Origin of the sequence: Mesorhizobium sp. (genome assembly GCF_017306585.1) — a bacterium.
GTDB lineage: Bacteria > Pseudomonadota > Alphaproteobacteria > Rhizobiales > Rhizobiaceae > Mesorhizobium.
In genome coordinates this window covers 1-24,759 of record NZ_JAFKIC010000208.1, presented here as the reverse complement: position 1 = coordinate 24,759, position 24,759 = coordinate 1, and the positions used below count along the sequence as shown (strand labels likewise).

23 protein-coding genes and 5 pseudogenes are annotated in these 24,759 nt (G+C 57.9%); 10 read left to right on the top strand and 18 right to left on the bottom strand.

The genetic code is table 11. The annotated features are described in order from the left end of the window. The 6 genes and pseudogenes from J0I79_RS25665 to J0I79_RS25640 all read left to right on the top strand — a co-directional run. Positions 1-186: pseudogene (locus tag J0I79_RS25665) on the top strand (divalent metal cation transporter); the annotation flags it as partial. 190 nt (positions 187-376) lie between these two features. Then, positions 377-1,037, top strand: a pseudogene (locus J0I79_RS25660) (HAD family hydrolase). 11 nt (positions 1,038-1,048) lie between these two features. Then, entirely contained in the window at positions 1,049-1,954 is a 906-nt protein-coding gene (locus tag J0I79_RS25655; protein WP_292865919.1) for an MBL fold metallo-hydrolase, read from the top strand. 8 nt (positions 1,955-1,962) lie between these two features. Beyond that, positions 1,963-2,430, top strand: coding sequence for a metallophosphoesterase family protein (locus J0I79_RS25650; protein ID WP_292865916.1), 468 nt, complete (start codon positions 1,963-1,965; stop codon positions 2,428-2,430). Positions 2,431-2,651: 221 nt separating this feature from the next. Continuing rightward, the gene (locus J0I79_RS25645; protein ID WP_292865913.1) at positions 2,652-2,993 is read left to right on the top strand and encodes a hypothetical protein; all 342 of its coding nucleotides are present in this window, start codon (positions 2,652-2,654) and stop codon (positions 2,991-2,993) included. Between the two features lie 135 nt (positions 2,994-3,128). Further along, positions 3,129-3,359: a hypothetical protein gene (locus tag J0I79_RS25640; RefSeq protein ID WP_292865910.1), complete on the top strand. Its 231-nt coding sequence runs from the start codon at positions 3,129-3,131 to the stop codon at positions 3,357-3,359. 433 nt (positions 3,360-3,792) lie between these two features. Here J0I79_RS25640 and J0I79_RS25635 read toward each other — a convergent pair whose 3' ends face one another. The 6 genes from J0I79_RS25635 to J0I79_RS25610 all read right to left on the bottom strand — a co-directional run bounded on the left by J0I79_RS25635 (position 3,793) and on the right by J0I79_RS25610 (position 8,441). Beyond that, positions 3,793-4,023 (bottom strand): DUF2274 domain-containing protein, encoded by a 231-nt coding sequence (locus J0I79_RS25635; RefSeq protein WP_292865907.1) that lies wholly within the window; start codon positions 4,021-4,023, stop codon positions 3,793-3,795. Positions 4,024-4,037: 14 nt separating this feature from the next. Beyond that, the gene (locus tag J0I79_RS25630) at positions 4,038-4,541 is read right to left on the bottom strand and encodes an autoinducer binding domain-containing protein (RefSeq protein ID WP_292865904.1); all 504 of its coding nucleotides are present in this window, start codon (positions 4,539-4,541) and stop codon (positions 4,038-4,040) included. Positions 4,542-4,656: 115 nt separating this feature from the next. After that, positions 4,657-5,034: a nuclear transport factor 2 family protein gene (locus J0I79_RS25625; RefSeq protein WP_292865901.1), complete on the bottom strand. Its 378-nt coding sequence runs from the start codon at positions 5,032-5,034 to the stop codon at positions 4,657-4,659. Positions 5,035-5,047: 13 nt separating this feature from the next. Next, positions 5,048-6,355, bottom strand: a complete 1,308-nt coding sequence (locus J0I79_RS25620) for an aspartate aminotransferase family protein (RefSeq protein WP_292865898.1) — start codon at positions 6,353-6,355, stop codon at positions 5,048-5,050. A 61-nt stretch (positions 6,356-6,416) separates the two neighbouring features. Next, a complete protein-coding gene (locus J0I79_RS25615) occupies positions 6,417-7,163 on the bottom strand; it encodes an amino acid ABC transporter ATP-binding protein (RefSeq protein ID WP_292865895.1) in 747 nt (248 codons plus the stop codon). A gap of 324 nt (positions 7,164-7,487) precedes the next feature. Continuing rightward, complete coding sequence (locus J0I79_RS25610; protein WP_292865892.1) at positions 7,488-8,441, bottom strand: LysR family transcriptional regulator; 954 nt, start codon at positions 8,439-8,441, stop codon at positions 7,488-7,490. A 186-nt stretch (positions 8,442-8,627) separates the two neighbouring features. Here J0I79_RS25610 and speB point away from each other — a divergent pair, with 186 nt between their 5' ends. Then, positions 8,628-9,575, top strand: coding sequence for an agmatinase (gene speB / locus J0I79_RS25605; protein ID WP_292865890.1), 948 nt, complete (start codon positions 8,628-8,630; stop codon positions 9,573-9,575). A gap of 150 nt (positions 9,576-9,725) precedes the next feature. Here speB and J0I79_RS25600 read toward each other — a convergent pair whose 3' ends face one another. From J0I79_RS25600 to J0I79_RS25580, 5 genes are all read right to left on the bottom strand, one after another. Next, positions 9,726-11,372, bottom strand: a complete 1,647-nt coding sequence (locus J0I79_RS25600; RefSeq protein WP_292865887.1) for a N,N-dimethylformamidase beta subunit family domain-containing protein — start codon at positions 11,370-11,372, stop codon at positions 9,726-9,728. Between the two features lie 16 nt (positions 11,373-11,388). Continuing rightward, positions 11,389-12,168: a transporter substrate-binding domain-containing protein gene (locus tag J0I79_RS25595; protein ID WP_292865884.1), complete on the bottom strand. Its 780-nt coding sequence runs from the start codon at positions 12,166-12,168 to the stop codon at positions 11,389-11,391. A gap of 207 nt (positions 12,169-12,375) precedes the next feature. Continuing rightward, positions 12,376-13,155, bottom strand: coding sequence for a transporter substrate-binding domain-containing protein (locus J0I79_RS25590; protein ID WP_292865882.1), 780 nt, complete (start codon positions 13,153-13,155; stop codon positions 12,376-12,378). A gap of 136 nt (positions 13,156-13,291) precedes the next feature. Further along, complete coding sequence (locus J0I79_RS25585) at positions 13,292-13,966, bottom strand: ABC transporter permease subunit (RefSeq protein ID WP_292865879.1); 675 nt, start codon at positions 13,964-13,966, stop codon at positions 13,292-13,294. Beyond that, a complete protein-coding gene (locus J0I79_RS25580; protein WP_292865876.1) occupies positions 13,966-14,670 on the bottom strand; it encodes an ABC transporter permease subunit in 705 nt (234 codons plus the stop codon). Before J0I79_RS25580 ends, J0I79_RS25585 begins: the two co-directional genes overlap by 1 nt. Before the next feature lie 336 nt (positions 14,671-15,006). Here J0I79_RS25580 and J0I79_RS25575 point away from each other — a divergent pair. Next, positions 15,007-15,230, top strand: a pseudogene (locus tag J0I79_RS25575) (ornithine cyclodeaminase); the annotation flags it as partial. A gap of 13 nt (positions 15,231-15,243) precedes the next feature. On the opposite strand, the pseudogene J0I79_RS25570 reads toward J0I79_RS25575, so the two are convergent. The 5 genes and pseudogenes from J0I79_RS25570 to J0I79_RS25550 all read right to left on the bottom strand — a co-directional run. After that, positions 15,244-15,736, bottom strand: a pseudogene (locus J0I79_RS25570) (integrase core domain-containing protein); the annotation flags it as partial. A 42-nt stretch (positions 15,737-15,778) separates the two neighbouring features. Further along, a pseudogene (locus tag J0I79_RS35180) lies at positions 15,779-15,847 on the bottom strand (hypothetical protein); the annotation flags it as partial. A 414-nt stretch (positions 15,848-16,261) separates the two neighbouring features. Continuing rightward, positions 16,262-17,896, bottom strand: a complete 1,635-nt coding sequence (locus J0I79_RS25560; protein ID WP_292865873.1) for an amidase — start codon at positions 17,894-17,896, stop codon at positions 16,262-16,264. Between the two features lie 335 nt (positions 17,897-18,231). Next, positions 18,232-18,456 (bottom strand): hypothetical protein, encoded by a 225-nt coding sequence (locus J0I79_RS25555; RefSeq protein WP_292865870.1) that lies wholly within the window; start codon positions 18,454-18,456, stop codon positions 18,232-18,234. A 21-nt stretch (positions 18,457-18,477) separates the two neighbouring features. Then, a complete protein-coding gene (locus J0I79_RS25550; RefSeq protein WP_292865867.1) occupies positions 18,478-19,374 on the bottom strand; it encodes an arginase family protein in 897 nt (298 codons plus the stop codon). A 679-nt stretch (positions 19,375-20,053) separates the two neighbouring features. On the opposite strand from J0I79_RS25550, the gene J0I79_RS25545 reads away from it, so the two are divergent. After that, positions 20,054-21,259, top strand: a complete 1,206-nt coding sequence (locus J0I79_RS25545) for a P1 family peptidase (protein ID WP_292865864.1) — start codon at positions 20,054-20,056, stop codon at positions 21,257-21,259. 202 nt (positions 21,260-21,461) lie between these two features. On the opposite strand, the gene J0I79_RS25540 is transcribed toward J0I79_RS25545, so the two are convergent. Next, positions 21,462-22,913 carry an NAD-dependent succinate-semialdehyde dehydrogenase gene (locus J0I79_RS25540; protein WP_292865861.1) on the bottom strand — a complete coding sequence of 484 codons (1,452 nt, stop codon included), beginning with the start codon at positions 22,911-22,913 and terminating at the stop codon, positions 21,462-21,464. Positions 22,914-23,072: 159 nt separating this feature from the next. Between J0I79_RS25540 and J0I79_RS25535 the strand changes: the two genes are divergently transcribed. Beyond that, the gene (locus tag J0I79_RS25535; RefSeq protein ID WP_292865858.1) at positions 23,073-24,155 is read left to right on the top strand and encodes a LysR substrate-binding domain-containing protein; all 1,083 of its coding nucleotides are present in this window, start codon (positions 23,073-23,075) and stop codon (positions 24,153-24,155) included. Positions 24,156-24,291: 136 nt separating this feature from the next. On the opposite strand, the gene J0I79_RS25530 is transcribed toward J0I79_RS25535, so the two are convergent. Continuing rightward, the coding region (locus J0I79_RS25530; RefSeq protein ID WP_292865855.1) for a DJ-1/PfpI family protein at positions 24,292-24,759 on the bottom strand (468 nt) is incomplete at its 5' end.

Sequence of the window (24,759 nt, the reverse complement as noted above, 5' to 3'; positions counted from 1 at the left end):
TACTGGAGCGCGGTCATCAACGGGATCTGCGCGGTGCCGGTCATGGTTGTGATGATGCTGATCGCGGCACGCGGCGACATCATGGGCGAGTTCACCGTGACGGGATGGTTGCGAACCCTTGGTTGGCTATCAACGATCGCGATGGCGCTCTCGGTCGTCGGTCTGGCTGTGCAGTGGATCGTGTAGCCGCATTCTGGCCTGGCAGAGCAATCAAGCCGATGCTGGGAACGGTTGCTCCCCTGCTGGTTAGGGACTTGTCCCAACCACAGGAGGTTCCTATGCCGCGCGGCGACCGCGACCCTTTGATGATCGCACCGTAGACCTCTTTTGCCGGCGGCATGCTCAGCCGCCGCATTACAGAAAGGACCTTCAAGTGATTAAGGCTGCCATATTCGACGTCGATGGCACACTTCTGGATTCTTTTGATCTCCACACGATTGCTTGGTGTGAGGCGCTGGCGGCTTTCGGTTTATGACGTCGGTTTTGACGAGGTTCGCAACCAGATCGGGAAAGGCGGCGACAAGTTGATGCCGTCATTCCTGTCAGCAACGGAGCAGAAGGAGCATGGCGAGGCGCTGGAGAGGTGGCGCGGCGAACGTTTCAAAAATTGTTACCTTCCCTTGGTTCGACCGTTTTCCGCTGTGCCGGAACTCATGCGGCGCGTACACGACGCCGGTTTGCTGATCGCTGTCGCATCGTCGGCCAAGAAGGATGAGTTGTCGGACTATCTTGAGATAGCCAACATCGCTTGCCTGGTCGACGAAATGACGTCAGCGGACGATGTCGGGGAGTCCAAGCCCTCACCGGACATATTCGAGACCGTCTTAAAGAAGCTGAAATTGGATGGGGCGGACGCGGTCGCGATCGGGGATACGCCATACGATGCCGAAGCCGCGCACAAGGCCGGTATCCGCACCATCGGAATGTTGTGCGGCGGCTCTACCGAGGCTTCGTTGCGGCAGGCTGGCTGCGTGGAGATTTATCCGAGCCCCGCCGCGCTGTTTACCCGCTTTGAGGCCTCGCTACTTGCGACGTAGACTGCCTCATGATCTTCAGGCTTACCTTCCTCGGCACTTCGGCCAGCGTTCCCTCAGCAGAGCGCAGCCACCCTGCCCTGCTCGTCGAGGCCGGCGGCCAACGAATTCTGGTCGACTGCGGGGAAGGCACCCAGCGCCAGCTTCTCCGCAGCGGCGCCGGCTTCAGGCGGCTTCACCACGTGCTGCTCACACACGCCCATTTCGACCATATGCTTGGAATCCCAGGACTGTTCTCGACACTACGGTTGCGACAAAGCGACGATCTCCTGACTGTTCACGGCGGCGCGGAAACCCTCGACACCGTCGTGCGCATGCTTGCTGGCCTTTGGGGTGACGGCCGAGCGCCGATCCCACTACGACTTGAGCCGTTGACGCCCGGCCGGTTTTTCCGGGCGGAGGAATTCTCGATCGACTGTTTCGAGGTTCGCCACCGTGATACCGACAGTTTTGGCTTCGTGTTCGAAACGCCAGGGCGCCGTCACCTTCGCGCCGAGCGCCTGGCAGCCTTGGAGGTGCCGGACGGTCCAATCAGGAAGGATCTCGTGGAAGGCCGTCCCATCATCCTCCCGGATGGCCGCATAGTTGCGCCTGAAGACGTGTTGGGGCCGCCGGAAGCCGGCAGGAAACTGGTCATCATCGGCGATACAGAGTCCATCGATGGTCTTGCGGACCATGTCCGCGGCGCCGACCTTTTGGTGATCGAAGCCACGTTCATGGAAAGAGATGCCTCAATGGCTCGCGACTATGGTCATCTGACTGCCGCGCAGGCTGCATCTCTGGCAGCGACGGGCGATGTGAAGCAGCTCGTTCTGACCCATATCTCCGGACGCTATGGCGACGAAGAAATCCTCGCTGAAGCCGTGCAGGCGTTTCCGAACAGCCGCATCGCATCCGACCTCGATGTGTTGATCATATGACCACGGCCATGAGCTTTAAGGTAGGCATAATCTCCGACACGCACAGCCTCTTGAGACCCGAGGCGGTACGAAGTTTGGGCGGGGTCGATTACATCATTCATGGCGGGGACATCGGCAGTCCCGACGTCCTTGCCGCGCTGCATGAGATCGCGCCAATTACGGCTATCAAAGGAAATGTGGACACAGCTGAGTGGGCCGCAAGCTACGCAGCCACCGCCTCGGTGCAACTGGCTGGCAAGACGTTCTACATTCTTCATGACCTTAACACGCTTCAGATTTCACCAGCCGCCCTCGGCATCGATGTTGTGGTGTCAGGCCATTCCCATATGCCGAAACTCGATACAGTGAACGGCGTGCTCTATCTCAATCCAGGCAGCGCTGGCCGCCGTCGGTTCAGGATGCCGGTCACGCTTGCGACAGTCGACATCACGCCTAACGGTGTGCGACCGATCATTCACGATCTAATTGGAAGCTAGGGCCGACCCGTTCACCCCGTTGACCCTCGCGACTCGCCATTCTTTCGAGTCGGTCGACGAGGCTGTCGCCCACAATCAGGTAATTAGGAAGCGACAGAGCCATTGACAGGTTGGTAAGCCCAGCACGACGAACGGATATGTGCGCATCATTGGCCACTCATGCGGCCGCCAACGAACGCAGGTAGCGTCGCGGAACAATAGCTGCTTTGGCTTGTTGAGCGATGACCAACATTTCTTTGGAGATAGTCATGTGCAGCGACAAAAACCGCCGTGAAACAGGCGCCACAAAATATCCAGGCATTGACCAGCCAAACCCGTCCGACCAGTTCTCGCAAGACGCGGCTGAAAACAAAAAGCCAGCTGGTGGGATGGGCCTGACCCGTAAACAAGGCGAAGTCGAAGAGGAAACTCACCAATCGGATGGACAGAACCCCAGCAAGGCCGCCAAGCCAAGCCCTGCCACCCAGAAAGTGTCCGGCGCCGGCCCTGCAACGGCCGAGCATTCAAAGGACGCCAAGGCACCAAAAGCAGGTAGACAGTCGGGCACCTATATAAAGGATTGATCTGCAGCCTCGGGTAATTTCTGGCATTTCCGATACCTCGCATCGGAGTCGTGTTCGAACACCGTCCGTCTCGTAGCCGTAGCGGCAACCGACACGCGAGGAGGCAATGGAGGATCTGACACGGAGTCGGGAAGCATGAGCGAGCGTACGATAAAGTTCTTGCATCTCTGGCTGGAGAGAAACGAACTGCTGGATGGCCGGAAAGTCGATGATAAGGAAATATCTGATCTTGCCTGGCGACTCTTTCAGGAAGCTACGGCCGCAGGGATTAGCGACAGCGAAATAATGGAAAGATGGGACGAGCTCCATCGCAGTCTGGTTGAAATCATAACACGACGCCACAATGCCCCTGCCGGTAAACAGTAGGGCGAGCGAGCCGACATGAATGTTGAAAGACATCGGAATACATTGCGCAAGCTCATTAGAAACTGGTGAGACTCCCCGCAAGTCGGGCCGCGACTCTGCGCATATTATGCAAACGCTTTGGCGCGCCCAGCGTGGCAGCGCACATGGAGCCTTTTGCACTGAACGTAGCGGAGTGTCCCTTTCGGAAATCCCATCACTGCTGACACGGCAGCGTCACCTCGACCTTGGCTGCTTCACAGCACCGCGCTGCGGCGATGGCGATGGCGGACGCAAGCAGCCGACTGACGCGGTGGCGCGTCTCGGTCCTGTACGATAGATTCCGTGACCCCCACTTGGCTTCCACTGCAAATGCAACGCCGTCCCAAGCCGTACAGAACCATTAGGGCTGCCATCGAGCGCGTCCTCTAAAGTTGGTGCTTCGGACCCTTTCCGATCACTCGGCACTTGGCATGCCTTCTTTTCGGGCTTTGGAGAAAGTTCGATCGCTCTCCAGAAATTCGGCGAGCATGAAAGGGATCAACTCGGCCACCGACTCCGACTCGCCGTAGGTTTGTCGGTAAAGCGCCGCGTAATCCTTCAGCGCTTGGCTCAAGTCCGCGCTGACGCTGATAGTGATCTTCGCAGGGATGCGATTTGGAAGCTTTCCGAGCTTCAGATTGCCCATGATCCCGACCCCATTTATCCCTGATACGGGCGCAGCACGAGATCCTTGTGGACGATGATGCGCAGCGGCCAGCCGGGCCGGACCGTTATGGTAGGCTGAATATTGAGGTTTTTCTCGGTGAATGTCAGCGCAGCGAACCGGCCTCGGCGGTCGTGAATTGGAATGGTAAATCCGCAGCGGATTCCAAATTGGCTCGCCTCATCCATCAGTTGCCGCTGTCTCGCCGAGAAATCGGTCTCGCAGCCAACCCTGTCCCATCGAAATGTTTCCTGGCGGAGGCGCGCCTGCAGGATCACCGGATCGACGTCTTGATAATGGCTTTCAAGATAGCGAGATGTCCAATTTTGAGGATAGGTGGAGATCAGCTCAGGCGTGCGGCCCGTTTGCCTTGAATCAGACAAGTAGGCGAATAAAGGTAGGTCGAGCGACGACGCGGTTTCCGCCAAGGTATCGTGGAGGTCAAGCGTGTCAAAGGAGCTCGCAAGCCGCTCGGCAAATCTATTGAAGATGTCATACATGATCTGACATCAGCTTGGTTGGGCAATCCGTATCGAAGCTGAACTGATCTCGTTTCGCCACATGTGCCTGGACGTGGCCGCCGCGTCTTTTGGACAAATCGGCGGGAATCCTGAATCACAGATCGAAGTGCCACACCTTCGAAACTATTTGCCATTTGCCATCGATCTGCACCAGCGTGAGATCGTCGACAAATTTCTTGGGCAGGTAGACGTCCTTGACCCGGACATGCGCGGTTGTCGGACTGCCAACGGATATCGATATGATCTCATCTTGGCGAGGATCGCCCTTTTCTTGGGGAGAAGGGCGGTTCGCGACGATGTCCATATATGCATCGACCGTCAGATGGACGAGTTTTCCCTCAGTCGCAGAGTAAAGATGCGCCTGAGGATGGAAGACAGAGCGAAACCCTTGGACGTCTCCAAAAAACAGCGCGTCCAGGTACATCTGGGCCGTTTCGCGAACGGCTTTTGCTACTGCATCGGTCGTATCCATAGTCCGTCCTCCCCTAAGCGGCGTTACATTCGAACTCTGCGTCGGCAAGACCGAGGCCATGATCCAGCGCCGCGATGAGCGTCTCCAGCTCGTCGTCCGAAATGATGAACGAGGGGGCGAGGAACAGCGACGTCTGTTCGCCGCTAGTGCCAATGACTGCCCCGGCCTCCATTGCGCGAGCTGCGACGCGCGATGCAATCGGCGCATCGGGCGTATCGGCATACCACTTGCGCCAATCAGGGCCATGCAACTCCACCGTCCAATGCAGGCCAAAGCCGTCAACACGGGCAACGCTCGGGTGCTTGCGAGCGACCTCGACGAGCCGTTGCTGCATCCGGGCCTCCAAACTCTTGACGCGGCGAATGATTTGCCCATCCGCCATAACCGACAGGTAGGCCCGTATGGCGGCTACCGCGCTTGGATGCGCGCGAAAGGTGCTGTAGGTCTGCCAGCTCTTGCCCTTCATCAGATCGACGACGTCTTTCGACATCACGACGGCGCCAGCTGGTGCTGATCCGCCAGCCAGGCACTTACCAAGCGTCACGATATCAGGGCGGGTTTCGCCGCCTTGAAACGCGAACCAGCGACCGCTGCGACCGAGGCCCGTTACAACTTCATCGGCGATCCAGAGCGACCCAGCCTTCCGGGCGGCGTTGGCGACATAATCCTGATATCCGGCATCGTAATAGATGCCGCCCTGCGTATAATCTATGATCGTCGCCGCGACGGCCGACAGTGCCTCTTGCGTGCCTGCCATTCGTTCAGCCAGGGGCCGATTGTCAGAGACGCCGCCATACTTGGCATTCTCGGGAGCCGGAAGGATCCGGACCGGTATCTGCGATGGAACTGGCTTGCTGCCGCCGCCTTGAATGGACAGGCCACCATGCCAGTGCGGCTGCACCGTCATCTGGCGCGCCAGACCGGCCATGCCGTGATACGCGCGCTCGCGGGTCGCAAGTTCCGTGCGGCCTGTAAGAGCCTGGCAGAAGGTCAGCGCCAAGTCGTTGGCCTCGCTGCCACTGAGGAAAAAACGGACGGCTCCAACCCAACTTTTCTCTTCGCCGAAGGCGATATCGATCAGATCCTCCGCAGCGGCCTCACGTTCAGCCCAGAACCAACCTTCGTTGATGACCGGGTTCGAAGCCGCCTTCTTCATTGCCTCCACCATTACGGGATGCTTGTGCCCGAGTGGACCGCCTGTATTGCTTCCGTCGATCAGCCGGCGACCGTCCGCGAGAATGAAGTAGACACCTTCTCCATCCACCACCTTGATGAGCGGGTCCTTGCCCGCATTGAGTCCGGTCTGCAGAAGTCTGCTCATGCGAGCCTCCTTGAGTGAGAGCGTTTGATTGGGCTTCCCGACATGCGGGCGCGGTGCGCGACTAGTGGCTATGTTCGTAGACTTGCCGGAGGAATTCCTTCGTGCGCGGATGCTTGGGCTTGGCGAAAAATGAAGCCGGGGCGTCTTCTTCCACGATCACACCGCCATCCATGAAGATCACGCGATCGGCCACGGTTCTTGCAAATCCCATCTCGTGGGTGACGACGATCATGGTCATACCTTCCCGCGCCAGGTCGATCATGACGTCGAGAACTTCCTTGACCATCTCGGGATCCAGCGCCGAGGTAGGCTCATCGAAAAGCATCACCTTCGGCTGCATGCACAGCGCCCGCGCAATTGCGACACGCTGTTGTTGGCCGCCTGATAACTGTCCAGGATACGCATCCGCCTTGTCCGCGATCTTCACACGCTCCAAGAGGCGCAAGGCCCGAGCTCTTGCCTCCTCACGAGACAGTTTCCTCACAATCCTCGGCGCCAGCATTAGATTTTGCAGCACAGTCATGTGCGGAAACAGATTGAATTGCTGGAAGACCATCCCAACCTCACCGTTGAGATCGGCAATGTTTTCACAGTTGGGGCGCAACTCGTGACCATTCACAAGAATCTGGCCGCTCGTCCGCTTTTCCAAACCGTTAATACACCTGATCAGGGTGCTTTTTCCCGATCCCGAGGGCCCGCAAAGCACTACCCGCTCGCCAGCATTGACGGCGAGACTTATGCTCTTGAGCACCTCCAGCGACCCATAGGATTTATGTATCTTGCTAAGGCTGATCATCATTGAGGTCATTTTCTGTCTCGGCAGGAAAGCTCAGGCTGCGCGCTGCAAGCGCGCCCCCATGGGAGCGTCGTGTGTCGCAATGTGCATGACATGAGGATTGACACGCACGTTAAACGAGCCCGTCGAAAGTCCTCCGAAAGCACACGGATACGCTCCTGCCGACGGTCCAGCAGTCCTGCGATCGCCGGGGCAAGATGGACATTGATCGTATCGGTTGGCATTGGAACTCCCATACTCGCCAGGCGGCGCATAACCGGGAGCAGCTAACGGCCGAGAGACGCTTCCGTCTATTCGATCTTTCGACGCTTTACATCGATAAATCGAATATAAGCGCTAGCGCCTTTTCCGACCGATACCGCCTTGAAGAGGCTGTATCGACTGCGAATACGGCGCTGATTTCCGGATCTTAAATTCTCGAACTCTGTTGACGAAGTTTCTGACGAGAAGGTTTTCTTCCGCGTTGGTTTTGTGAAGAAGATAGAAAGGCGAATAGTAGTCGATGCCGTCTGTCGTTCTGACCCTCGTAAGCGACGGCAGGGTTTCCCCGTAGTGCACGGGCAGATAGCCGATGAAGCGACCTGATTGTATCAGAAGCGCTTGCGACTCCATCTCCTCCACGATCGCACCAGGGTTGAGATGCCCGACTCGCTCAAGATCGTATCGGTGCAAATAGCGTCGCGCGACGAAAGGGTAGCTCTGCAACTCGGCGGTCTCAACGCGTTCCTGGTTTGCCAGCGGATGATCATTTGAGCAGAAGATCGCATGCTGCTCGCTGAAGAGAGGAATATAGACGACACCGGCGGTTTTTCGGGTAAAGGCGCCGGCGATGGTAACATCTCGCGCCCCCTCGATGATTAATCTCTCCATCCTGCCAGGGGAGTCCATGAATATCTCGATCACGGTCTTTTTGGCGCGGTCGTTGAACTCACCGAGAATTGCCGACAAATCCCAAGCGCGGTTTGTAATCATCGCGTCCGCTATGCCTAGACGCAATACTCCCTTGAGTTCACCCGAGATCGAGGCGGCAGTATTCTGAAACCTGTCGGCAGCAGAGAAGAGGTCCGCGCAGGCGTCATAGACCTGTTGTCCGGCTTTCGTTAGTGCGAACCCCGATCGGCCTCGGTAGCAGACGCGAAACCCCAGCCTTTTTTCAAGGTCAGCCAGCTGCGTGGAGAGCGTGGATTGAGACACGTTCAAGGTAAGCTGCGCCCCCGCAACACCGCCCGCCTCGACGATGGCGCGGAATGTGCGAAGCAGCTTGAGATCAACGTCGTGAACACGCCGCATCGTTTCCTCCTTTTTGGGAACATCACGATGTTACATCGAATCTCCCGATGCAACATGACCTGATCGCTATTTTTCCAAGGTAAGAAATTCGTATTGATCAATTGGTGGGGAGCGACCCAATTTCGAGAACCCTGGTTCTGCGCGCCTCGCATGTGCGGGTTGAAAAAGGAATTTGGAGAAGCGATTATGACTACATTCAATCAACCGCTTGGGGGCAACGAGATGCCCCGCTTCGCGGGAATTACAACCATGATGAGGTTACCTCACGCGCCAGACGCGAAGGGGCTGGACGCCTGTTTCGTCGGCGTTCCAATGGACATTGGCACGTCGAACCGAAGCGGCACGCGCTTTGGTCCTCGTCAGGTTCGCGCTGAATCGGTGATGATCCGACCCTACAATATGGGCACCGGAGCCGCCCCGTTCGACAGCCTCCAGGTAGCCGACATCGGAGATGTGCCGACGAACCCTTATGATTTGAAAAAGTCGGTGCGCATCATCTCGGAATTCTTCGACGGCATCTTGAAGTTCGACTGCAAGCCGCTCGCAATCGGGGGAGACCACACGCTCACATATCCGATCCTGCAAGCGATGGCGCGCAAGCACGGTCCAGTCGGCCTTGTCCATATCGATGCGCATGCCGACATCAACGAGCATCAGTTTGGCGAAGCCATCGCGCATGGCACACCGTTCCGGCGCGCTGTCGAGGAAGGTCTTCTGGACTGCAAGCGAGTGGTTCAGATCGGGCTGAGAGGGTCTGGTTACGCCGCAGAAGATTTCGACTGGCCGCGTGGGCAGGGATTCCGGGTCGTGACGGCGGAAGACTGCTGGCATAAGTCGCTTACGCCGCTAATGGCCGAAGTCCGCCAGCAGATGGGCGACGGCCCGGTCTATGTGAGTTACGATATCGACAGCCTCGATCCCGGAATCGCCCCTGGCACAGGGACGCCGGAAATCGGCGGCCTCACCACGGTCCAGGCCCTGGAAATCATTCGGGGCTGCAAGGGATTGAACATTGTCGGCGCGGATCTGGTCGAGGTGTCGCCACCTTTCGACACCACGGGAACAACGGCGATCACCGCTGCCAATCTGCTTTATGAACTGCTTTGTGTCCTGCCCGGCGTAATCAGCCGATAGTGAAATGTGCTGGCGCGCCGCAGGGCGTGCCAGCACTGGCTGGCTTCCCATACCCAAGTCAACAAAGCGATGGTCTTGCAAACTTACCGGTCCAATCGCAAGACGCACCACCGCGGGGCGCGCTCAGCGCCTTTGCAGCCAGTTAGACCGTCACGGTGTCAAAAACCGATCAAGGACATTCCTGGTGATGCGAATAACGATCTGGTCATCACGAACCAGCCCCATTATCCAATCCGAACTTCCTGCATGAAAGACTTCGCCCTTTCCGCGCTCGAAGTGGACGATCGCTCCGCATCCCCGTTTTGTCTTCTCGATGCTCGCCCGGTCGGCCGACCCGGTTAGAACCATAGCGACGTACTCTGCATCTTCCTGCCCCAGAAACGTTTGGCCAGGCTTGATCGCTTCCCCTTCCTCGATCGTGGATGACAGGCCCAGGGCCAGTATTTCCATGCCCACGGGCGCTACCGCTCCCGGTGCAACGAATGGCAGGCCGCCGCGGATTTCATAACCGATCCCATCGACTTCATAGCCGAACACGCCACTCTGGCCGCCGATGATATCCCCATAATACAACCCGGTTTGCGCAAGAGCCCAATGATCGGGACGATACAGAGGAAATCCCTTGGCTCCGCGGGGTGAACACCCGGACCAGCTCGCATACATGCCTTGGGTGGCGTTTAGGCCGAATGTCGAGGCGCCAGGCCGCCCTATGTCCCCAGCCTCCCAGGACTCGGTCACGAGATGTCTCGGGCCGACTTTCATCAATGGGTCTCGATCACGAGCCGTATATTTGTAGCAGACTTGTGTATTCCCACCGTCCTCTAGCCGGATCTGCCACATGAAATTCCCGGCAAACCTCGCGACACGTCCGCCGCGTTCGACATAAACATCGATCGCGTCGCGCATTTCCCAAGACCAATATTCGTCATGGCCGATAGTTGCCACACATCGATAGCCGGACAGAAGGGCTGGATCGTTATGCAGATCGGTCTGAGATATCACGTCGACCAGGTAGCCTGCTTTCTCGGCCCAAATCACAAATCGTCGTTCGAAACTTGCCCACCCCGCAGAGACATATTTTTTGCTGTATCCATTCAGATAGGCCCACTCCATGTGTGGGTATTCCGGTTCTTCCAGGATACCGGGCTGATCCAAGAGCACAGCACGCGGAGCCTCATCGGGAATGCTGACGAAGCCGCGGGCGTAAGGTCGCTGAATGCTCAGACGCGGCGAAAAATCATTTCCTTCGGGCCCGGACAGGCCCTGATAATGATTGGAGCCGCCCCAATCATTATAGGCCGTCCATGTGGCCGTCGCCGCTATCAAAAGCAGCCTGTCATTGGTCGCGGCCGTCCGCGCTTGACGATCCGGGCCGATGATGACGACGTGCTCGCTCTCGGCGACAACACCATCGCCGCCGGATGCAGCGAAAGCCCTGATGACGAAGCCGCCAGAGCGCCAGCCATCTGTATTGGTTATGACGACCGAAACCGGCCAGTCGCAGCCTACCTCCGAGCAATTGGCGTTTGTGGCGGACCAAACGCCAGCAATGTCCTCGCTATGAAACACCAGCTCACGGACGGCGCCGTCGCGGTATATTTCAAGTGAATAGAGTTGCGCGTTGGTGTTGACCGAGATTCGAATGGGGTCGCCCGGCCGATACGAAATGCGATCTGCATACAACCATATTCGGGTCGGCCCCTCTGGATCAGAGGGGGGCCTTTCTGCGTAGTTGCCCTGCACGGCCTCGCGCCGCCAATCCATAGCAGGAGATTGGACCTGAGATGGGTCGCTCATGGCGCGAGGCCCCTGCTCACTTGTCGTTTCCGATGCGGAAGGGAAAGTATTTGGCCCAAATCGCGTCGAACTCACCATTTGACCACATCAGATCAACGGCCTTCTGAACCTCCGAACGCAAGGGCTCATTGCCCTTCTTGATGACGATCCCGGCGCCATCTCCAACGGAGGGGTCCGAGATCTTTGCGTCCGACACCTTGCAGCAATCCTTTCCCTCGCCTTGGACCCAAGTATAGAGAGTGGGGGTATCGCCCATTACGGCGTCGATGCGTCCGGCGCTGAGGTCGGCGTAGGCTTCAATCTGGGAAGGATAGAATTTCAACGTCGAGCCTGAGAAGTTTTTCTCAAGATAGGAAGCATGAACGGTCCCGGTTTGGGCTCCTATCACTTTTCCTGTGAATTTGGCAGGAGACAGATCGGAGCCGTCGCTATCCTTACGAATCACGAAGCTTGCGGTGTTGTTGTAATACTTCACCATGTCCACGACTTTCTTTCGTTCAGCCGTGACCGAGTGCGAGGCGATAACCATGTCGTAGCGCCCGTTCTGGACGGCGGGTATCAAGCCTTCGAAGTCTTGCGCCGTCCATTCGCACTTTGCCTTCAGCTTGGCGCAAATTGCATCGCCGATGTCGATGTCGAGACCGGTCACCTTGCCCGCGTTGTCGACGACGCTGAAAGGCGGATAGAGGCCATCGGTGCCGATCTTGAGTGTACGCTGCTCAGCCATTGCAGCAGTGGCACTGAGCAATAGCAGTGCCGTTGCGAGCAGGACTTTGTAATGATTTACCGGCTTCATTCGGTTCTCCCATTTTGACAACTGCGTCTTTTCCGAGCCGCGTTACGCCACTGATTGCTGGTCTATGTTGTTCACTCAGACCAGATCGACCCCCTGGATCGGAGGGAGGCCTTTCTGCGAGTTTCCCTGCTCAGCCTCGCGCCGCCAATCGACACCAGGCCAGGGGACTGAGCTTGAGACGGGTCACTCATGGCGCGAGAACCCTGGTCACTTGTCGTTTCCGATGCGGAAAGTAAAGTATTTGGCCCAAATCGCGTCGAACTCACCATTTGACCACATCAGGTCGACGGCCTTCTGAACCTCCGAATGCAAAGGCTCATTGCCCTTCCTAATTACTATCCCGGCGCCATCTCCAATGGACGGGTCCACAATCTTGGCTTCCGAGACCTTGCAGCAATTCTTTCCTTCGCCTTGTACCCAAGTATAGAGAGTGAGGGTGTCTCCCATTACGGCATCGATGCGACCGGCGCTGAGATCGGCGTAAGCTTCAATTTGGGAAGGATAGAATTTCAACGTCGAACCTGAAAAATTCTTCTCAAGGTAGGAGGCAAAGACGGTTCCTGTCTGGCCCCCAACTGATTTTCCTTCGAACGCGGCCGGTGACAGTTCAGATACGTCGCTATTCTTCGGCAGCAAGAAGCTCGTGGTGTAGTTGTAGTACTTGATCATGTCCACGGCCTTCTTGCGCTCATCCGTGATTGAATGCGATGCAATAACCATGTCGTAACGACCGTTCTGGACGGCGGGGATGAGACCTTCGAAGTCCTGCGCCGTCCATTCGCACTTCGCATCGAGCTTGGCGCAGATCGCGTTGCCGATTTCGATGTCGAGACCGGTCACCTTGCCTGAGTTGTCGACGACGCTGAAGGGCGGATAAAGGCCGTCGGTGCCAATCTTGAGTGTACGCTGCTCAGCCATTGCGGAAGTGACACTGAGCGACAGCAGTGCCGTTGCGAGCAGCACTTTGTAGTGATTTACCGGTTTCATTTGATTTCCTCCCATTTTGCCTATTTGCTTCTTTTCCGAGCCGCGTTAAGCCGCTCACAAGTTGCTGGCCTGTGTTGTTCATTCAGACTAGATGCCGATCCCATTGCCGTCGGCTTCGGATTCGCCATCGAAGTGGTCACCATCGGAAAAATGATTGCTCCAACACCCTAAAGGCGACCCTGACAGAAGAAACGATAACAATATAAATCAAAGCAGCCCAAATATATATACTAATGTCAAATGTTCTTGAGTATACTACTTTGACAACCCCAAGTAACTCATAAAGCGTCACAGCCATCGTAATGGAACTAGCCTTGATCAGGAGAACGATCTCGTTTCCATAGCCAGGCAGGGCTCCCCGAATGGCTTGCGGCATGATTACTTTTCGCAGCGTGGCGACCCAACCAAGCCCAAGAGCGGCGGCGGCTTCCCATTGCCCTTCGGGTAGCGCGTCGATCGCTCCCTTCACCAATGCAGCGGTATAGGCAGCGGAATTGAGGGCAAATGCGAGAACGCTGCAGAAGAAGGCGTCGCGGAAAAGCCACCAGACGCCGAGGCCCTCCAACAGGGGTCGAAATTGGCCGCTCCCGTAGTATAGCAGGAAAAGCTGAGCCAGGAGCGGAGAACCGCGAAAGAAGGTGAGATAGGTTTGAGAAACTACCCGCGGCGCCCACGCCTTGGAGCGTAATCCCAAAACCAAAGGGACGGTTATGAGTGCAGCACAGATGGCGGACAAGCCTACCAAGCCAAGCGTTAGCTTGAACCCGTCGTAGAGACGGCCGGCGTTTTCGATGACAAGTGAAGTGTCCATTATGCCACCCTCACAAGGTGACGGCTTGCTCTCAGATTCAATCGTTCGAGAACAAACTCCGATATCTTTGTCAGGAGGATGTAACCGAGGCAGGCAAACAGATAGAGCGCAAAGTATCTATGGGTTGCCGCGACCGCCAGGTTCACTTCTCTCATAAAATCGGAGACAGATATCAGCGAGACAAGCGCGGTATCTTTGAGGAGGATGATCCAGAGATTGCCGAGCCCAGGAAGAGCGAGCCGGAATGCCTGGGGCAATATGACAATTCGCAGGGATGCGATGCCTGGAAGTCCGAGGGACATTGCTGCCTCGTACTGGCCCCGCCCAATGCCCGCCAGAGCACCCATCCAGATCTCGCTTGAATAGGCAGCGAACACGAGACTGAGAGCGAACGACCCCGCCGCGACACCTGGAATGGTCCACGACGTCTGCACATCGAGTTCCGACATCGAAAGCTGAATGAGATGGGAGCAACCATGGTATATGGCAAAGATTGTCAGCAATTCCGGGATCGCCTGGAATGCATTCGCATAGCCAGCCGAAGCAGTCCTGAGAAGGCGCGATTTGCTCCGCCTACCCAATGCGATCATGAGGCCGAAAAACAGACCCAGCGGCAGGGCAAGGATTGCCACTTCCATAGTGACGAACAGACCACTCAGGAGCGACCCGCCCCAGCCACCAGCACCAAAACCCACTAGCTCCATGCAGCATATCCTTGGTACCCACCACACGGATTGGATTAGTGAGTTCAATCTTTAGAATGTTAAATCCGTAATATGATGCGCATACACCGGATATATAGATGTATCGATCTGCTCCAAGGCGATCCGCTTACGACCTGCACGCTTCCTCAATTCGGCGCGAGCTGGTTCCGATGACCGAAGTCGTGCGCTATCGGCGTGAACGCTGGATCACTCTAGACGGCACACTGTCATTGCCCGGCTGACGACGACCGGCATCGTTGGCGGCGATTGCGATCGCCATCGCAACGCGGATCGTCAACGGCTACTACGTCAGCTTCGATGCGCCCTCGCGCCGCAACTGCGGACAAGCAGAACGCCGTGATCCTTTCCGACAACATGGTGGGCACCGGCATTCACATCAACGCTTGGGCGTCGATTGTCCCGGCAAGACCGAGCGGCAACAGGACATCCTCTCGCGCTCGGAAGTCTTTGTTGAATGTCGCCCGCAGACCCGAATCGAAGGAGAAATCCGGCAGATGCTAACTGACCTCCCGGTTAGGGAGATTTGGGAAGTCATGACGTGCCACTGAGATGTCATCCGGCTGCGATTAGAGCCTCGACCGTTTCTGTTACGCTGTGTGGCGCGGATTGAGCCACCGGCGAAGACGCGGAGCCACCAAATAGCGCAGCGTCGGAGCCGGTTGCGGTGATGGCCTCGGCGAAATCCGCCGGTGTCTGGTAGCCAAGCGAGGGATGTGGCCTCGCGGTGTTGAAGTCCTCTCTCCATTCGGCGATGGCACTTCGGCCGTGGTCGAGGCCGAAGAGCAGGCTCTCGTTCAAGAGTTCGTCACGCATTCGGCCGTTGAAGGATTCAACGCAGCCGTTTTTGCATGGGCTTCCCCGGCGCGATGTAGTGCCATTCGACACGATGACCCTTCGACCAGGCAAGGATTGCGTTCGATGTGAACTCCGTGCCGTGGTCGGAGACGATCATGTTTGGTTTGCCGCGCTCGGCGACCAGGTCCGCCAGCTCGCGAGCAACGCGTCGGCCGGAGATCGAGGTGTCGGGGATCGCGGCCAGCACGTCTTCGCCAGCGTCGGCTTCGAGTTCCTCGAGCTGCAGCTCCATCTGTTCAAGGAGCCGCGCCGTGCGCTCTGGCCGGCTGCCGTAAAGTTCTCGACGAACCTTCTTGCCGATCTACAGCCGCTCGGCCATCTCGCACACCAAGAAACCTCTTCGTGGGTCAGCCGCAGAATAGTCCGAACCGTTCGTCCTACGTGCTTCCATCTCGGCATTGGTTCTGCTCAACCTTGTCGTGAGAGGCCTCGTCAACAAGACGGCGCAGCCACGAACCAACCGTCAAACCGCCGCCCGAAACTGTCCGGCATTTAGCGGAATCATTGTCCGGACTTTTCCGAGACTCGCACATTCTGCCCAATACAGCGCAAGGCGCGCCTTCATCTCTGTGAATCAGGAAAAAGCCTCCGTTGAAACGGAGGCTCCATTTGCATTCGGAAGAGGCCGTTCCCGTTCGTCGCATTCTGATGCAGACGTCATCATCGCTGGATGGAACGTCTCTACAACAGTCCCGGGCCTGAGGAGTTTGCGAGCTTAGGGTTTTTTCGGCACGGACTGACCAAGCTCTGGTGAGCGGCGCAATTTTGAGTGTTGTTCATAACCATAAGCAATATTCAGCAAATCGCTTTCGGACCATAGCTTTCCCACAAAAATGACTCCAAACGGGGTGTCTGATTTGTAGTAGCCTGCCGGGACGGTCACGGCCGGAAAGCCGCCAATGTTGATTTCCGAAACGGTCGTTTCGGCAATCACTTCAGTGCTGAATAGCTTAGGTGTTTCGGTCCGCATCTGCGGAAACATAAGAGCATCCAGCTTGTTCTCGATCATCACACGATTGAAGCTCTGAATGTACCCTTCTCGCGCAGCCAGGAATCCCGCGAGGTTTGGCGGGGTGGACGGATTTGCCAATGACTGGATAAATTCAGGCTGGATTCTTATATAAGACGCTGGGCCGCTTTCCGAGAATGGATCCTGCTTGACCGCCTCCCTTAGCTCGGCGAGGTTGAGGATAGTAGCTTCTGGCCCCCGTCTCCCGAGATAATTCTGAAGGTCAAATGCAGCCGACTCTTCTCCGCGAAGGTCGTAGCCTCCAAAATCGGGCACATCCGCAGGCTTTGCCAACGATGAAAAGCCTGACCCCGAAAACGGATCCTGAACAACAACTGCACCAGCCTTCTCCAGCACCGCTATCGCGTTGCGATAAAGCTCCTGCGTTTCCTCAGAAAGAGGTGCGTTGCGCCAGCCTGGCCCGTAGAGGCCTATCCTCTTACCGATCAGCGCATTATCTACTAACTGAGCGGCATAGCCCTTGTAAGGGACATTGCCGATTGCCGCTGTGGTTTTTGGGTCGTCGGGAGTGTAGCCGGCGATCACGTCAAGGGCTACAGCGGCGTCGTAGACGGTCTTTGCAAGAGGACCGTCTACGTCGCGCGTACTGCTTGCCGAAGGAAAGACGCCGGCGTTTGGAACCAAACCAAATGTCGGCTTGACACTCACCAGGCCTTGTGCTGCCGCCGGATTCTGGATGGATCCTCCGGTTTCTGCGCCAAGTCCCAGAACCGCGAAACTCGCGGAGACAGCGGTAGCCGTGCCTGCACTGCTGCCACCTGGAGCAAAATTTGGGTTTGCCGCATTGTAGGTCGGCCCCGCCCAACTGTCATTTGCGTTGGTGCCACTCAGGCTCAGGACCGGTACATTGGTTTTTCCTAGGATGATCGCGCCAGCGTCCCGCAGCCTTTGGACCACAGTTGCGTCACGGGTGGGGATTAGGTCGAGACCTCCTGCCCGACCGCTTAGTGGCGCCCAACCCGCTGTGGTCGGCAAACCAGCCATGTCCATCGTGTCTTTTACTACAACAGGGACACCCGCCAGAGGACCGAGCTTCTTGCCGGCGAGGCGGTCGCTGTCTGCGGCGTCCGCCTCGGCGAGCGCGTGCGGGTTGAATGTGATAATAGCATTGTAGACAGGGTTGTATTTTGCAATCCGGTCAGCGAACGCTTGGGTAAGTTCGCGCGAGTTGTATTTCCCCTGTTTCAGGTCCTCCTGTACCTGTCGTGCTGTTAATTCAACCACGTCGATCTCTGCAGAGCGCGCTGTGCCTCCCAAGCCCACCCCCAATAATGCCACCATTGCCAACATCCGAAACATCAATCGGCTTCCGTAGATCATGACATCGTGATCACAGTATTACAGTATTTTCATTTTAACCGCTTATCGATCGCGCGAATCTGTTCAGACAAACCGAGCCAGTTCTATCCGCTCCCCCTTTATGCACCGTCATACTAGCATCACGAAGCACCTGAAATGGGCCATAACATTTATTCAGATCTGTGATTCGAATAGAAATCTCGCTGGAACACGGCACGACGTCCATCCCTTCTTAGCTTTCCGTTGAGACGATCCCGATCTTCCTGGAGAGGCTGCCTGCCAGGAATTTTATTGTGAATTTTTGGCACTATTGAGGAAGATCAGGAAAGCCGCTCTCACTGAGCGCAAGCAGAGGTCTAGAGTATCATCGTGCGGCCCAGGTGACCGCCGATTGCGTTTGCAATATTCACTTCGAAGCCGGTGAGCTTATACCCCTTGAAAAATTGAAACGGCGGGAAGTAGGCATCAGCTGCAATGAGGATCTTCCCTGACTCTCGAATTTCCTCCAAGCTGCGGCCTCCTGACGGAGACATGAAGCAAACAGAGAGAATGAAAGCTAGCACAGCCTTCGCGTTGATCATCTGACGCCCCCCCTCGAATCGCTAATTGTTCTGAAACTGCAGCGCAGCAACCATGGCAATCACCATCAGGCGGCCTGCTGTGATGCTAGTAATCTGATTGGGGAGATCCACCCCAGGCGCGACTTCAACCACGTCCATCCCGACCAGGTGCGCCTTGGCCAACGCGCGTACTATCGGTAGAACCTGGTCGACGCGAAGACCACCTGGCAAAGGGGTGATAACCGCAGGCATGACCGACGGGTCCAATCCGTCTGCGTCAATGGTAAGGTAGAATGGACCCTTACCGTCGAGATGCTGAAGAATGGGGGACACCCCCCCTTCGTGAACTTCCCTGGCCGTAATGATTTTTGCACCATAATCCTGTGCGGCTTCGACCTCCTTGGCGCCAATGCTTCCAGTTCCTCGAATACCAATTTGGGTAATTCCACTGATCCAGGGAAGTTCCGATGCTCGTACCATCGGGCTAGAATATCCTCGACGCGCGCCCCGGACCTCATCGTTCCAATCCATATGGGCGTCGATTTGAACGAGGTGCACAGGTTGCCCGATAGCTTCCAAGGCGTGAACCACCGGAACAGTAACGCCGTGATCTCCTCCCAGAATTCCGCTGAACTTTGATGACGCAAACTGTCGCTTCAGGATCTCAACTGCCGCAGAAAAGTATTCTTCGAATGACTGCGAGGTCGGGTTGAGATTCCCGCAATCCCTTCCACCGTTGGGCAGAAACGATTCGAGCGGGCCACCAATATCAAAGTCCCAGGTGAGAGGTCCGTCACAAATTTTCCCAGACTGACCACGGATCGCTTCAGGCGCCCAAGCTTGGTCGTTGGGCCGCGGTTCGCCTGAATAGTGCTCGCTACATGGAATACCCAGCAACGACACGGCAACCTGCGTCCATCGCTCCCATTCGGTATTCACGGACCAGTCGAGAAATGGTCGTAGTGGCGCAGATAAATTCACGTTTTTCCTCACAGTAGTTTTCAATATGCAGCATACCCTCTGACTGGACTAGTGAGCGCAATTCTTTGAGAATGTTAAATTCGCAATATCCTGTGCATACATCGTGAATGTAGATGTATCGATCCGTTCCAAAGCGCCCCGCCTATTCAAGCGGGCATACCCATATGGCTCGGAGCCGACGGAATATGAGAGGGTACGCGACCACCAAACGCCGGCGTCGCATCGACAACGGACCGGCACGCCGAATTGACGAAGCCCCGCAGTGCCGACGGTGCCGGCCTCGCTTTAGCAACATATTTGAGACGGATTGAACGAAGCCGCTGACACAGCATTTGCCAGGACGGTTTGCGGATGAGGCTCCTATCTGAAGGACTGAGGGGTGTTGAAGCGCAATCGGAGATGAAATTGCTCGAATGAGCCGCTTCGCGGGCGCCTGACGGCGAACTGACTATCCGCAATGTACTATCGGGCACGCCTCCATCCAACGTGAGTGTTAACGCGCGGACAGAAGAGCCACACTGCAGAAGAACTCTATCGCGTTACATCGACCAATCCGATGCAATATTCGTCGGGTCGCTATTTGTCTGGATCTCAAGAGCGATAAGGTTGGCCGAACCACGGCTTTGGGAGGTTTGGCGTGCATAAGACATTTATTCCAGTCCTGCTTGCGGCATCGTTGTTGAGCGGCATGGCGGCAGCCGGCGAGCGCGCCCGCGATCTGGGCGTTGCATTCGACGGGACGCCAGGCAAACTCAACGCGATTACCGACGTTGCCGGCGTCGAGGTCGGGCATATTACCTTGATCGAAGGGGAAGGAAGGATTGAGGTCGGGCGAGGTCCGGTGCGAACCGGCGTGACGGTTGTGTTGCCAAGAGGGCATGCCAGTTCGAAGCCGGTGAATGGCGGCTTCTTCAACCTGAATGGCTACGGTGAAATGACCGGCCAGTCCTACCTCCAGGACCTCGGCGTTGTTTACGGCCCCATCGGCATCTCCAACACCAATGCCATAGGGCAGGTCTATGCCGGGCTACAGCAGTGGACCGCATTGAAGTTCGGCGAGGCAGTGACGCCGGTCGTCGCGGAAACGTGGGACGGCGGGATGAATGACATCCAGGGCTTTCACGTCAAACCGGAGCATGCGATTGAGGCAATCGAACGCGCCAACGGAGGTCCGGTCGCCGAGGGCAATGTAGGCGGGGGCACCGGAATGCGGTGCTTTGGCTTCAAGGGCGGTATCGGCACCGCCTCGCGAACAATTTCTATCGGCAAGCAGCCCTACACCGTGGGGGTGCTCGTTCAATGCAACACGGGCGCGAGAGAGGTCCTGCGCATTTCGGGCGTTCCGGTGGGACACGAACTGAAAGCAAAGTGGCTGCCCTGCTACGCGCCGGGCCAATCAGGCGAGAAAAAGACGCCAGAGTGCCAAGCGGACGGCAGCGGCGGGAAGCCAGTTCCCGACGACGGATCGATCATCGTCGTTATAGCAACCGATGTTCCGTTAAGTTCCATGCAGTTGAACCGGGTCGCGCGGCGAGCTTCGCTTGGCCTCGGCCGGCTCGGGTCTTTTTCTGGCAATGGGTCCGGGGACCTGATCGTCTCGTTCTCGACCACCTCCGCCGCGAACGACGTGCCCGACAAGCAGTTGAACGAAGGCCCGATGCTAGCCACGGGACTGCTCGATCCTGTCTTCCAGGCGACGGTGGAAGCCACCGAGGAAGCGATCGTCAACGCCCTGGTGGCTGCAGACACGATGACGGGCGCGGATGGCTACACACTGTTCGGCCTGCCGCACGACGAACTCAAACAGCTCCTCGGGCTGTACGGCAGGCAGAAAGCGAAGTGACGTTGAAGCAACCTGGGGAAAAGGCCACAAGATTTTCTTTTAGGCACCACAGCGCGGTTTCGTAACGAACCTCAAAACCGACGTTTGGCCTCTTCTCGCAACAAACTGAAGCAACAAGACCTGCCTCCCAAGGCTGAAGCGTGCTCCGCGGTCGAGGCCAGATGGCAAGGATTGCGGAGCACTTTCCAAGTTTGTCTGGCCTTCATATTCCCAACCCGCCGATGCAGGCGTATTTGAGCTCGGTGAACTCCAGGATGCCGTGGTGCGACCCCTCGCGCGAATTGCCGCTCTCCTTGACACCGCCGAAGGGCGCGAGCTCGGTCGAAATCAGCCCGGTGTTTACGCCCACCATTCCGTATTCGAGGCGCTCGAGGACACGGAACACACGTCCAACGTCATGCGTGTAGAAATAGGCCGCAAGCCCGCTCTCGGTATCGTTTGCCGCAGCGACCACTTCGTCCTCGGTCTCGAAGGTGAAGACCGCCGCGACCGGGCCGAAGGTTTCCTCGCGCGCCAGCGCCATGTCGGAGGTAGCGCCTGTCAGAAGCGTCGGCTCGAAGAAGGTGCGGCCGAGCACGTGCCGCCTTCCGCCGACGACGAGCGAAGCGCCCTTCGCGATCGCGTCCGCGATGTGGCTTTCCACCTTGGCAACCGCCTTTTCGGTGATCAGCGGCCCGTGCAGCACGCCATCGACGAAACCGTCGCCGACCGGAAGCGCGCGCACCCTTTGCGCCAATGCCCGGACGAACGCGTCATGGATACCCTTCTGCACGTAGAAGCGGTTGGTACACACACATGTCTGCCCCGCGTTGCGGTACTTGGACGCGATCGCGCCTTCCACCGCGGCGTCGATATCGGCATCGTCGAACACGATGAACGGCGCGTTGCCGCCGAGTTCGAGCGCGACCTTCTTCACCGTCGTCGAAGCCTGCGCCATAAGCAGCTTGCCCACCGGCGTCGATCCCGTGAAACCGACAAGGCGCACCTTGGGATGACTGGTCAGCACACGGCCGATGGCGACCGCATCGCCCGTCACCACATTCACGGTGCCCGCCGGAAGCCCGGCACGCCACGCGAGTTCGGCAAGGGCCAGCGCCGTCAACGGGGTCTCTGGCGCCGGCTTGACCACCACCGTGCAGCCGGCCGCCAAAGCTGGCGCGATCTTGCGCGTGATCATCGCAGCCGGGAAGTTCCACGGCGTGATCGCCGCCACCACGCCGATCGGCTGGCGCAGCACTGCGATGCGGGCATCGCCCTTGTGCGACGGCAGGATTTCGCCGGTCACGCGTTTTGCCTCTTCGGCATAGAATTCGACATAGGCGGCGCCGTAGTCAATCTCGCTAAGCGCCTCCTCGAAGGGCTTGCCCTGTTCGCTCGTGAGGATCGTCGCAAGGTCACGGCGACTGGCCACGATCAAGTCGAACCAGCGCCGCAGCACGGCGCTTCGCTCCTTGACCGCAAGCGATGCCCATGGATGGAAAGCGGCGGCGGCCGCATCGACGGCGGCTTCGGCCTCGGGCGCGCCAAGATCCGGAACCGATGCGATATGCTCGCCCGTCGACGGGTTGACGACCTTGAGTGTCGCATCGCCGGTGAAGGCGCCATTGATGAAGGCCTGCTGCTTGAGAAGAGCGGGATCGTCCAGCCGGCGCATCGGTCAGGCTCCCACCACGAGCGCCGCGTTCAGCCCGTCATTGCCATGGACGCCATTGGCGCGCCGCTGCCGCAGGTCGGTGTTGTTCATGATGAAGGTCTCTCACACGGATGGATGTTCTCCGCACCCTAGCGTTGGCGCGGCTGCGTCGAGTATCAGATGGAATATGACACAGTGGTGCACCAGGCGAACCACAGGCGCGAGCTCAAGATGACGGAATCCAACATCCGAAAGAAGAAGCGGTACGTCCGCTACGACCCTGCCCGCCCCCTCTCCGGCCGGCTGCCTCCGCTAATCATGCTGCGCGCCTTCGAGGCCGCGGGGCGCACCGGCAGCATGCGCAAGGCCGCGAGCGACATCGGCATCAGTCACACGGTTGTCAGCCGGCATGTGCAAGGCCTCGAAAGCTGGATCGGCTGGAAGCTGTTAATGGCGGGACCGCGCGGCGTGACGCTCACGCCGGAGGGCAAGTCGCTCCACGACGCGACGTCGGTCGCCTTCCAGTCTATCGCCAACATATCGGCGCAACTGCGCGCCAAAGCAGGTACCGACGAGTTACACATCTGGTGCTTCCCCGGCCTTGCCACGCGCTGGCTGATACCGCGCCTGGACGAAATTCGGGAAGTCGTCTCATCGGGGGAAGTATTGGTCCGCGCCACGGACCAGATGCCGGACTTTTCGCGCGGCGAGGCCGACGTCATGATCGGTTTCGGCGACGGCAATCGTCTCCCAGGCCGCGCCTTCCCCTTGCTTCAGCCAAGGATGTTCCCGGTCGTCAGCCGAGGGTGGCTGGCCAGGCACGGCATGCCGCGGTCGGTCGAGGACTTGACGCGCCTGCCGCTCATTCACGAGGAATCCTACGCGCAGTGGACAAGCTGGCTGACGCAGGCTGGGGTGCGGCTCGACCGGCCGCTAAAAGGCCCGAGGCTCTGGGATGCGAATCTTGGTTTCGATGCCGCCCTTGCAGGGCAAGGTGTCGCCTTGACGACGAATCTCATGGCGGCCGGAGAACTGAACCGGGGCGACCTCGTCGAGCTCTTCAACACCGATATCCTCGTCGGAGGGTACTATCTCGCTACGGCCCAGACTGAGCAAGACAGGCGAATAAGCCTTTTCAGGATGTGGATCACCGATGCCCTTGCCGCGTGCGAGAAAGGAGCAAGCTCACTAAGCAACAGCCGGGCCGTCGTTCCAAGTCGCCCGCAAACGCCCGCATTCGGGGAGTCCGGCAGCGAACTGTAGCTGCCGCAAAAGCGCGTTACTGATAGACGGCTTTGGGGTCGAAAGCGGAATGTCCGCTCTCGGCCTAGGCCGCCCGCAAACTGACTTGAGGATGTGTGCTGGCAAGCGAGCCGGGGACACCTTTCGTGGAGTCGCTCTAGTTGTGCCGAATTTCCGTGCCGAGCACCTTCAGGCATTCGCGGATGAAAGCCGCTAGAGCAGTCCAGCCTTTGGCCGAAACCATCGTGCCGTCGACATAGGCCTCGGTCGGAGACAGGTCGATATAGGTACCACCGGCCAGCGTCACTTCGGGCTCGCAGGCGCCGAGCGCCCCAACCTTCTTGCCGCGCACGACGCCGTCGACCGCGATCAGAATCTGCACGCCATGGCAGATCGTGAAGATCGGCTTCTTGGTCTCGTGGAAGTGGCGCACCATGGCCTGGATACGCTTGTCGGTGCGGATATATTCCGGGCCGCGGCCGCCGGCGCAATAGACGGCGTCGTACTGGTCGATCTGTCTTTCGGCTTCGGCGAACGTCTTGTTGATCAAAGCGTAGTGGCCGAGCTTCTCGGTGTAGGTCTGGTCGCCTTCGAAGTCATGCAGCGAGGTCTTGATGACGTCGCT

Excerpts from the sequence above, each read along its gene's own strand:
- J0I79_RS25650 (WP_292865916.1), top strand. The coding sequence starts at position 1,963 with ATGAGCTTTAAGGTAGGCATAATCTCCGACACGCACAGCCTCTTGAGA.
- J0I79_RS25615 (WP_292865895.1), bottom strand. The coding sequence starts at position 7,163 with ATGACCTCAATGATGATCAGCCTTAGCAAGATACATAAATCCTATGGG.
- J0I79_RS25600 (WP_292865887.1), bottom strand. The coding sequence starts at position 11,372 with ATGAGCGACCCATCTCAGGTCCAATCTCCTGCTATGGATTGGCGGCGC.
- J0I79_RS25620 (WP_292865898.1), bottom strand. The coding sequence starts at position 6,355 with ATGAGCAGACTTCTGCAGACCGGACTCAATGCGGGCAAGGACCCGCTC.
- speB (WP_292865890.1), top strand. The coding sequence starts at position 8,628 with ATGACTACATTCAATCAACCGCTTGGGGGCAACGAGATGCCCCGCTTC.
- J0I79_RS25590 (WP_292865882.1), bottom strand. The coding sequence starts at position 13,155 with ATGAAACCGGTAAATCACTACAAAGTGCTGCTCGCAACGGCACTGCTG.
- J0I79_RS25645 (WP_292865913.1), top strand. The coding sequence starts at position 2,652 with ATGACCAACATTTCTTTGGAGATAGTCATGTGCAGCGACAAAAACCGC.
- J0I79_RS25540 (WP_292865861.1), bottom strand. The coding sequence starts at position 22,913 with ATGCGCCGGCTGGACGATCCCGCTCTTCTCAAGCAGCAGGCCTTCATC.
- J0I79_RS25560 (WP_292865873.1), bottom strand. The coding sequence starts at position 17,896 with ATGATCTACGGAAGCCGATTGATGTTTCGGATGTTGGCAATGGTGGCA.
- J0I79_RS25595 (WP_292865884.1), bottom strand. The coding sequence starts at position 12,168 with ATGAAGCCGGTAAATCATTACAAAGTCCTGCTCGCAACGGCACTGCTA.
- J0I79_RS25640 (WP_292865910.1), top strand. The coding sequence starts at position 3,129 with ATGAGCGAGCGTACGATAAAGTTCTTGCATCTCTGGCTGGAGAGAAAC.
- J0I79_RS25630 (WP_292865904.1), bottom strand. The coding sequence starts at position 4,541 with ATGTATGACATCTTCAATAGATTTGCCGAGCGGCTTGCGAGCTCCTTT.
- J0I79_RS25610 (WP_292865892.1), bottom strand. The coding sequence starts at position 8,441 with ATGCGGCGTGTTCACGACGTTGATCTCAAGCTGCTTCGCACATTCCGC.
- J0I79_RS25635 (WP_292865907.1), bottom strand. The coding sequence starts at position 4,023 with ATGGGCAATCTGAAGCTCGGAAAGCTTCCAAATCGCATCCCTGCGAAG.
- J0I79_RS25625 (WP_292865901.1), bottom strand. The coding sequence starts at position 5,034 with ATGGATACGACCGATGCAGTAGCAAAAGCCGTTCGCGAAACGGCCCAG.
- J0I79_RS25585 (WP_292865879.1), bottom strand. The coding sequence starts at position 13,966 with ATGGACACTTCACTTGTCATCGAAAACGCCGGCCGTCTCTACGACGGG.
- J0I79_RS25555 (WP_292865870.1), bottom strand. The coding sequence starts at position 18,456 with ATGATCAACGCGAAGGCTGTGCTAGCTTTCATTCTCTCTGTTTGCTTC.
- J0I79_RS25535 (WP_292865858.1), top strand. The coding sequence starts at position 23,073 with ATGGAATATGACACAGTGGTGCACCAGGCGAACCACAGGCGCGAGCTC.
- J0I79_RS25580 (WP_292865876.1), bottom strand. The coding sequence starts at position 14,670 with ATGGAGCTAGTGGGTTTTGGTGCTGGTGGCTGGGGCGGGTCGCTCCTG.